The sequence below is a fragment of the Mycobacterium sp. UM_WGJ genome (assembly GCF_000455125.1).
GTDB lineage: Bacteria > Actinomycetota > Actinomycetes > Mycobacteriales > Mycobacteriaceae > Mycobacterium.
In genome coordinates, this window is record NZ_AUWR01000035.1 from 90391 (window position 1) to 99804 (window position 9414).

Genomic DNA, 9414 nt, shown 5'->3' on the forward strand with positions numbered 1-9414 from the left:
TCGGGCCACGATACCAGCGCGATTTCAGCATTTTTGCCGATGCTCTCCGGTGGCGCCGTGCCGCACAGTAAGGGTGGCAGAGCTGCGCTTTCCCAGTCCGCCGCCTCGCGGCGGGCCTATTCCGCCCATCTTCACTTGATCGCGATCTGCTGATCTCGGGCAGCGGCAGCACGGACGCCCAGGGTGCGCTCAGCGCGAGCCCGGGGACCGTCGTCAGGGCCCGAATTCGGCGCCTTGTTTCTGCCGAATTTGGCGTGTCAGCAAACTGCAATTGAATATTTGATCCGTTTCCTGCGTGGCCTTCTGGGTGACACAGGAAACGCGTGTGCGTGCTGCTGAATTCTGTGAAGTAAATCTCAATTTCTTGCCAATGGTTCATCATTTTCTACTGTGATCAACGTCACATGAAATCGATCCGCAGCGCCATCTGGCGCTTCTGCCAGGCATTTCTTGCCCTTGCCCTGCGTCACAAAGCCTATCCAGGTGTGGTTTCGGACACGTAAACGTCGCCTGAGTTGGCGATAAGTGAACAGAAGGCCATAATTTGAACCTGCGTGAATGCTTAGCGGAAATTATGAGAGGGTCGTCATGAGCCGTCGGATGTCTAGCAAATTTGTTCGTTCGTCCGATCGGGGCGTAGCGGGTCGGCGTGTGGTGGGTGCGTCGAGTGCTGTGGCGGCGTTTTTGGCGTTTGGGGTGGGGTCGGCGCCGGTGGCGTCGGCTGATGGTTTTGATTTGTTGGATCCGGTGTTTTGGTCGGAGTTGTCGGATCCGGGTTCGGCGTTGTGGGCGGGGTGGGGTGAGCCGGGTGCGGCTGACGGTGGCTTCATCATCGATGCGTTTGAGCAGTTCGATCTGGCGGTGGCGTCGTTCTATCACGAGAACTTGTATCTGCCGCTGTATGACCTGACGCAGGATTTTATTGCTGGTAACCAGCAGTTTTTGGACTTGATCAACCAGCCGTTTGTGGACTTGTTCGGTCGGGAGTTGATCGGTAACGGTGTTGATGGCTTCACCGGGGCTAATGACACGATCTTCGGTTCCACCGGGTGGTTCGGCAACCTTGGTGATGGCGGGTTCTTGTTCGGTGATGGTGGTGTCGGTGCTGCGGGGGTGGCCGGGATTGCTGGTGGTGTCGGTGGTGTGGGTGGCGCTGCGGGGATGTTCGGTAACGGCGGCACCGGTGGGGTCGGTGTTGAGGGCGGCGATGGTGGCGCCGGTGGTGTGGGTGGTTGGTTGTTCGGTGATGGTGGCGCTGGTGGTGCGGGTGGGGCTTCGATTGATGCGCTGGTAGCCGGTGGCAATGGTGGTGCCGGTGGCGATGTCGTCAGCTTGTTCGGCTTTGGTGGCGCTGGTGGCGCTGGTGGCGCTGGTGCGGTCGGCGCCGCGGGCACTGCGGGTATCGATGGTGTTTTGGGGGCCCTGAACGGCACCGCTGGTGGGGATGCTCTGGCCGGTGGCCTGGGTGGCAATGGTGGTGCCGGTGGCGCGGCTGGGTTTGTGCTGGGTATTGGTGGCCTGGGTGGTGCTGGTGGTGTCGGTGGCACCGGTGGTGTTGGTGGTGCCGGTGGTGTTGGGGCGGCCAGCCTCGATGATGTCGGCGGCAATGGTGGTGTGGGTGGGGTTGGTGGCGATGGTGGCGCCGGTGGCCGTGGTGGTGTTGGTGGTGTGGGTGGGCACTTCGGTGCTGCCGGTGATGGTGGTGTGGGCGGTAATGCGGGCTTGGCTGGCGATGGTGGCGCCGGCGGTCTCGGTGGTGATGGTGTTCTCGGTGGCGGCAATGGTGGCGATGGTGGCGCGGGCGGCCAGATCGGTACGGTGGCCGGTCTTGGTGGTGCTGCGGGTGAGAAGTTCATGGCCTGGTTGTGGGGTAACGCGGGCCGGCCGGGTGCGGATGGGCTGGTGCCGACGGGGATCAGTGGCAATGGTGGTGTCGGTGGTGCCGGCGGTCACGGCACCGGCGTCTTGGCTAATGGTGATGGCGCCTCCGGTGGCAATGGTGGTGTCGGTGGTGATGGCGGTGCGCACGGCAACGGCGCTACCGGTGGCCTCGGTGGTGACGGTTTCGCCGGTCTGACTGGTGCCGATGCCAGCCTCGCGGGTGGCTCCGGAGTTTCGGGTGGCAACGGTGGTGCCGGTGGTGCCGGCGGTGCCGGCGGCTCGGGTGGTTCGGTGGTCGGCAACGCCGGCTCCGGTGGCGGCGGGGGTAAGGGCGCCGCCGGTGGCGGCGGTGGTGCTGGTGCTGATGGAGCCGTCGGGTCGTTCGCTGAGGGCGGCGATGGCATCGGTGGTGCTGGTGGCGATGCCGGCAATGGTGGTGCTGGTGGTCATGGTGGTGCTGGGGGTGCGGCCGGTAGTGCCAGCAACGGTGCTGCCGGTGGTGCCGGTGTCGGTGGTGGTGCTGGCGATGGTGGCAATGCCGGGACGGCCGGTGCTGGTGGGCAGGGCGCGGCGGGTACCGCTGAGCATCCTGATGGCGCCGCTGGTGGTGTCGGTGGCAAGGGTGGGGACTTCGGTGCCGGCGGTACCGGCGGCACCAATGGTGATGGCATCGGCCAGGCCGCTGATGGGCTCGATGGGTCGGGCAGCGTCGGCGGCAATGGTGGGGCCGGTGGGGATGGCTTCTTGGGCACCAATGGTGTCGCCGACAGCATTAATGGCACCGGTGGTGGCGCTGGTGGTGATGGTGGTGATGGTGGCGTTGGTGGCCTGCAGGCTGATGGTTCCAACGCCGCTCAGGGTGTTGGTGGCGCCGGTGGTGACGGTGGCGCCGGCGGGAACGGTTTCAACGGGTTCAATGGGTTGGCCCCGGGTGGTGATGGCACCAATGCCGGTGATGGTGGCGCCGGCGGTCACGGTGGCCAGGGCGGGCACGGAAGCATCGACGGTACGCACGGTATCGGTGGCCTCGGCGGCAACGGTGGTAACGGTGGTAACGGTGCCGATGGTGGTGATGGTGCCGGTGGTGACGGGGAGCACGCGGGCGGGTATGCCGGCCAAGATGGTGGCAATGGTGGTAACGCCGGTAAGGGGGGTGCCGGCGGTGACAGTGGTGGCGGTACCGCTTCGGCCAGCGGCAGCGATGGTGTTGCTGGGATCGGCGGCAATGGTGGTGTCGGGGGCGCCGGCCTCGATGGGGTCAATGGCACCCTCGACAATCCTGATGGCACCGCTGGTGCTGCTGGTGGGGCCGGCGGTAATGGTGGCCAGGGTGGTCTCGAAGCCGACGGTGTGACCCAGGCTGTCACTGGCAATGGTGGTGCCGGCGGCCTCGGCGGTCGCGGCGGCAACGGTTTTAACGGTGCCAACGGTGACGCTCCGGGTGCTGAGGGCATTCGTGGTGGCAACGGTGGTGCTGGTGGTGCCGGCGGTGTCGGCGGTACCGGCACCGTTGAGGGTGCTCACGGTGCCGGTGGTGTCGGGGGTAACGCCGGCAATGGTGGTAACGGTGCGGCTGGCGCTAACGGCGCTAACGGCAATGCTGAGCACACCGCCGGCTACGCCGGTGGTGATGGCGGCGCCGGTGGTAATGCCGGTGTTGGGGGTGCTGGTGGCGACAGTGGTAACGGCACCACTGCCGCTGATGGCAGTGACGGTGCGGCCGGTAAGGGCGGTGCCGGTGGTCTTGGTGGTACCGGTCTTGATGGTGTCAACGGCACGGCGGCCAACCCCGACGGCACTGCTGGTGCTGCTGGTGGCGCCGGCGGTAATGGTGGCCAGGGTGGTCTAGAGGCGGACGGCATCACCCAGGCCGCCGATGGTGCTGGTGGTGCCGGTGGTGGCGGTGGCCGCGGTGGTAGTGGCTTCAACGGTGCCAATGGGGATGCCCCCGGTGCTGATGGCACCCGCGGTGGCAATGGTGGTGCCGGTGGTGCTGGTGGTGGCGGGGGTAGTGGCAGTACGACCGGTGCTCACGGTGCTGGCGGGGTCGGGGGTAACGCCGGCAATGGTGGTGCCGGCGCCGATGGCGCCGACGGCGCCAACGGTGACGCCCAGCACGCTGCCGGCTATGCCGGTCAAGACGGCGGCAAGGGCGGTAACGCCGGTATCGCCGGCGCCGGTGGGGACAACGGCAACGGCACCACCGCCGCAGCGGGCAGTGACGGCACCGCCGGCAAGGGCGGCAACGGCGGCACCGGCGGCACCGGACTCGACGGCACCAACGGCACCGCGCAGAATCCCGACGGAACGGCGGGTGCTGCCGGCGGCGCCGGGGGTAACGGCGGCCAAGGCGGCCTAGAAGCTGACGGCACCACCCAGGCTGTCACCGGTAATGGTGGTGCCGGTGGCTTGGGCGGCCGCGGCGGCAACGGCATCAACGGCACCAATGGCAACGAGCCGGGTGCTGACGGCACCCGCGGCGGCAATGGTGGCGCTGGTGGTGCCGGCGGCGTCGGCGGCACCGGCACCCAGGCCGGTGCCCATGGTGTCGGTGGCGTCGGCGGCAACGCCGGCAACGGCGGCGCAGGCGCAGACGGCGCCAACGGTGCCGACGGCGACGCGACCCACCAGGCGGGTTACGCCGGTCAAGACGGTGGTGCTGGTGGCAACGCCGGCAAGGGCGGCGCTGGTGGCGACAGTGGCGGCGGCAACCAGGCTGCCGGCGGTAATTCCGGTATTGCCGGTCAGGGCGGTAATGGCGGTGTCGGTGGCACCGGCCTGGACGGCGTGAACGGCACCGCAGACAACATCAACGGCACTGCGGGCGCGGCCGGCGGTTCCGGTGGCAAGGGCGGCCAGGGCGGTCTGCAAGCTGACGGCACCACACAGGCGACCGACGGCAACGGCGGCGCCGGTGGTGCCGGTGGCCGTGGTGGTAGCGGCTTCAACGGTGCCAACGGCACCAACCCGGGCGGTGACGGTACGTCCGGCGGTACCGGTGGCGATGGTGGCGCCGGTGGTGTGGGTGGCACCGGTGCAGCCACCGGTGATCACGGTGTCGGCGGTGCTGGCGGCAATGGTGGTAACGGCGGTAATGGTGCCGACGGATCCAACGGTGCCAACGGGGACGCCGAGCACGTGGGCGGCTACGACGGTGGCGCCGGTGGTAACGGCGGCAACGCCGGGGCCGGCGGCAAGGGCGGTGATTCCGGCGGCGGTCAGCAGGGCGTCAACGGCGGCAATGGTGCTGCTGGCACCGGCGGTAACGGCGGCGCGGGTGGCGCCGGCATGGACGGCGCCAACGGCGACCGGGACAACGTGGACGGCACCACCGGCGGCAACGGCGGTAACGGTGGCGCGGGTGGTGCCGGTGGCCAAGAAGTCGGCGGCGGCCACGCGACCGACGGCAACGGTGGCGTCGGTGGTCAGGGTGGTCAGGGCGGTGCCGGCTTCGACGGCAACAACGGCAATGACGAGCACGCTGACGGATTCGCGGGCGGTAACGGCGGTGGCGGCGGTACCGGTGGTAACGGCGGTGCCGGTGGTGGCACCACCGGAGCCGGCGGCAATGCCGGTAACGGCGGTAACGGCGGTGCTCCCGGTGACGGTGGCGACGGTATTGACGGCACGGCAGCTCACCCCGACGGCGGCGCGGGCGGCCACGGTGGCAATGTCGGTGTCGGCGGCGGCGGCGGAACCGGTGGGTCCGGTGCGACCACAGGCAACAACGGATCGGCAGGTAACACCCCGGGCAGCGGTGGCAACGGTGGTAACGGTGGGGCCGGCTACGACGCCGCGTCCGATCCGACCGCCGCGCCGGGAACGTCCGGCGGCAACGGCGGTGCCGGTGGTGCGGCTGGTGACCACGGCAATGGTGGTAACGGCGGCGACGCCGGCAATGGCGCAGCCGGTGGTGTCGGTGGCAACGGCGAAAACCCGGGCGACGCCGGTCAGACCGGCGGATCGGGCGGTAAGGGCGGCGCCGGAGGCGCCGGTGGTGCCGGCGGATCGATTGCCGGCGATGGTGGTAACGGTGGGGCCGGTGGTGTCGGCGCTGACGGTGGTGTCGGTGGCAATGGGGCCACCGGTGCGGACGGCACGTTCGACAACGGCGGTGACGGTAACGGCGGAACGGGCGGCAGCGCCGGCACAGGTGGTGGCGGCGGCGACGGCGGCGCGGGCGGCGCAGCCGGTAGTTCTGCACACGGTAAGGCGGGCAGCGAAGGCGCTGGCGGCAACGCGGGCAATGGCGCAGATTCCGGCAAGGCCGGAGACGGCGGCGCGGGTGCGCACGGCACCGCGGAGAACCCCGACGGTGGCAATGGTGGCCAGGGCGGAAACGCCGCCGCTGGCGGTGCCGGTGGCACTGGCGGTAGCGGCCTGACCGACGGTACCGACGGCCAGGACGGGGGCATCCCGTCGGGTACCCAGGGCAACGGCGGCACCGGTGGTGACGGCTATGACGCCTCCACCGACCCGAATGCTGCGCCGGGGACCTCTGGTGGCAACGGTGGTGCTGGTGGTAACGCCGGTGACCACGGCAACGGTGGCCTGGGCGGCAACGGCGGTAGCGGCACCGACGGCAGCACCGGCGCGAACGGCAGCGGCACCGACGGCGACGGCAACGGCAACGCCGGTGACTCCGGTACTGCCGGTGGCTCCGGCGGTAACGGTGGCTCCGGTGGTAAGGGCGGATCCGTCATCGGTGACGGCGGCGCTGGTGGTGTGGCCGGCAACGGCGGTAACGGTGGCTCCGGTGGAACGGGTGCCAACGGTTCAGACGCCACTGACCCCGGCCAGGACGGTGGCAACGGCGGTGTCGGCGGCGACGCCGGAGCCGGTGGCAAGGCCGGTACGGGCGGTAGCGGCGGCTCGGCGACCAACGGTTCGGCGGGCGCCAACGGCGACGGCGGTAACGGCGGTAATGGCGGCAACGCCGGTGTCGGCGGTAACGGCGGTAAGGGCGCGGACGGCGACGCCACCAACCCCGATGGCGGCAAGGGCGGTGACGGCGGTAACGACGGCGCCATCGGCCAGGGTGCAACCGGTGGTTCGGCGGGCAGCGGCGGTGCCGGCGGCACCGGCACGGCCGGCAACGACGGCACTGATGGCACGGCGGGCGCCGGTGGTGACGGTGGCGCCGGTGGTGACGGCTATGACGCCTCCACCGACCCGAATGCTGCGCCGGGGACCTCTGGTGGCAACGGTGGTGCTGGTGGTAACGCCGGTGACCACGGCAACGGTGGACAGGGCGGCAACGGCGGTTCGGGCTCCAACGGCACCGACGGCAGCAACAGCACCGACCCGTCGCAAGCTGGTGGCGACGGCACCAACGGTGGCGCCGGCGGCAACGGTGGCGCTGGTGGCGCAGGCGGTTCGGTCGTGGGCAACGGTGGTGGCGGTGGCAACGCCGGCAGTGGTGGCGAGGCCGGCAACGGTGGTTCCGGAGCAGACGGCGACGACGCCACCACTCCCGGCGCCGACGGTGGCGCCGGCAGCAACGGTGGCTCGGGTGGTACCGGTGGCGCCGGTGGTTCCGGCGGCAACGGCGGCGGTGCCAGCAACGGCAACGCCGGAAACAACGGCAATGGCGGCGACGGTGGTGCCGGGGGCAACGCTGGCTCGGCTGGCAGCGGCGGCAAGGGTGCCGACGGCGACGCCACCAACCCCGACGGTGGCAGCGGCGGTAAGGGTGGCGACACCGGCAACGCCGGGTCCGGTGGTTCCGGCGGTGGCGCCGGTACCGGTGGCGCTGGAGGCACCGGTAGCGACGGTGGCGACGGTGGCGACGGTGCCGAAGGAACGCCGTCGGGCGATGGCGGCGATGGCGGTAACGGCTACACGAACCCCGATGGCGATGGCGGCAACGGCGGTAACGGTGGCGACGCCGGCAGCCACGGCAATGGCGGCAATGCCGGTAACGGTGGCGATGGCCACGGTGACAACTCCAATGGCGGCTCCGGTGGAACCGGTGGTGCCGGTGGCACCGACACCGGCAACGGCGGCAACGGCGGCAACGGCGGCAACGGCGACCACGACGGCGGTTCCGGCGGTGGTGGCGGCGACGCCGGCGCCAACGGCAATGGTGGCAATGCCGGTAACGGTGGCACTGGCCAGACCGGCAACGGTGGCAACGGTGGCGACGGTGGCGACGGTGGCACCGAGACCGGTAACGGTGGCAACGCCGGTGACGGCGGTGACGGCGGGCAGCACGGCGGCGACGGTGGTACCGGCGGCAGTGCCACGGGTGAGGGCAATGGTGGCAACGGTGGTTACGGCGGCGATGGCCTGCCCGGCCCGAACGGCCCCAACGGTGCCAACGGTGGCAGCGGAACTCAGCCGGGTGAGGCCGGCGGCGACGGTGAGGCCGGCGGCGCAGGCGGTAAGGGCGGTGACGGCGGTGCCGGCAGCGGTGTCGGCTACCACGCTGGTAGCGGCGGCCTGGGCGGTAACGGCGGTAACGGCGGTAACGGCGGCGACGGAGCCAAGGGCGCTACCGGAACCTTCGCCGGTGGTGACAACGGTGACGGTGGCCAAGGCGGTGACGCCGGTAATGGCGGCGCGGGTGGCGCAGGTGCGGCCGGTGGTAACGCCGGTATCGGCCTGAACGGTGCCACTGACGGCGTCCACGGCGCCGGCGGTACCGGCGGCAACGGCGGTAGCGCCGGTAACGCCGGTAACGGCGGCAAGGGCGCCAACGGCACCGCGAGCCACCTCGATGGTGGTAACGGTGGAGCCGGTGGTGCTGGCGGCAGCGCAGGCGCGGCGGGTGCCGGCGGCGACAACGGTGACGGCACGACCGGCGCCAACGGGCAGGCCGGTAACGGCAGCATCGGTGGAGACGGCGCCGACGGTGGCCGCGGCTACATCGGTACCAACGGCACGGCCGGAAGCATCGACGGCACGGCCGGCGGTGCCGGCGGTGCCGGCGGTAACGGCGGCGCCGGTGGCTTCGCCGGCGACGGTACGCAGCTCAACCAGGGCGACGGCGGTACCGGAGGCGACGGCGGCGCCGGCGGCAACGGCTTCAATGGCCTCAACGGCCAGACCCCGGGCGCTGACGGCGGCAATGGCGGAAACGGCGGTGCCGGCGGTAGCGGCGGTGCCGCAGGTACCGGCCACATCGACGGCGACCACGGGGTCGGCGGGCTCGGCGGCAACGGCGGCAACGGCGGCAACGGGGCCAACGGCTCCAACGGTTCCACAGGCGGCGGCGACGGCCAGGACGGCGGCGCCGGTGGCAACGCCGGTGCCGGCGGAGCCGGCGGTGACAGCGGCGGTGGCAACCATGCCGCCAACGGCACCGACGGTGCGGCCGGTGTCGGCGGCAACGGTGGCGACGGCGCCAGGGGCACCGACGGTGCCAACGGCACGGTCGCTGACGTCAATGGTGTCGCCGGTGGTGACGGTGGCAAGGGCGGCAATGGCGGCCTGGGCGGCTTGGAGGTCAACGGTGTTGACCGGGCTGGTACCGGCTCCGGTGGCAACGGTGGCGCCGGCGGTAAGGGCGGCAACGGTGTTGATGGTGCGGCC

Annotated in this window: 1 protein-coding gene; it reads left to right on the forward strand. The window is 70.6% G+C overall.

Features of this window, described 5'->3' with window-relative positions; translation table 11 throughout:
* Nucleotides 1-600: 600 nt before the first annotated feature.
* Nucleotides 601-9414, forward strand: an 8814-nt coding sequence (locus tag N416_RS23245; protein ID WP_369797601.1) for a hypothetical protein, incomplete at its 3' end; no start/stop codon positions are given.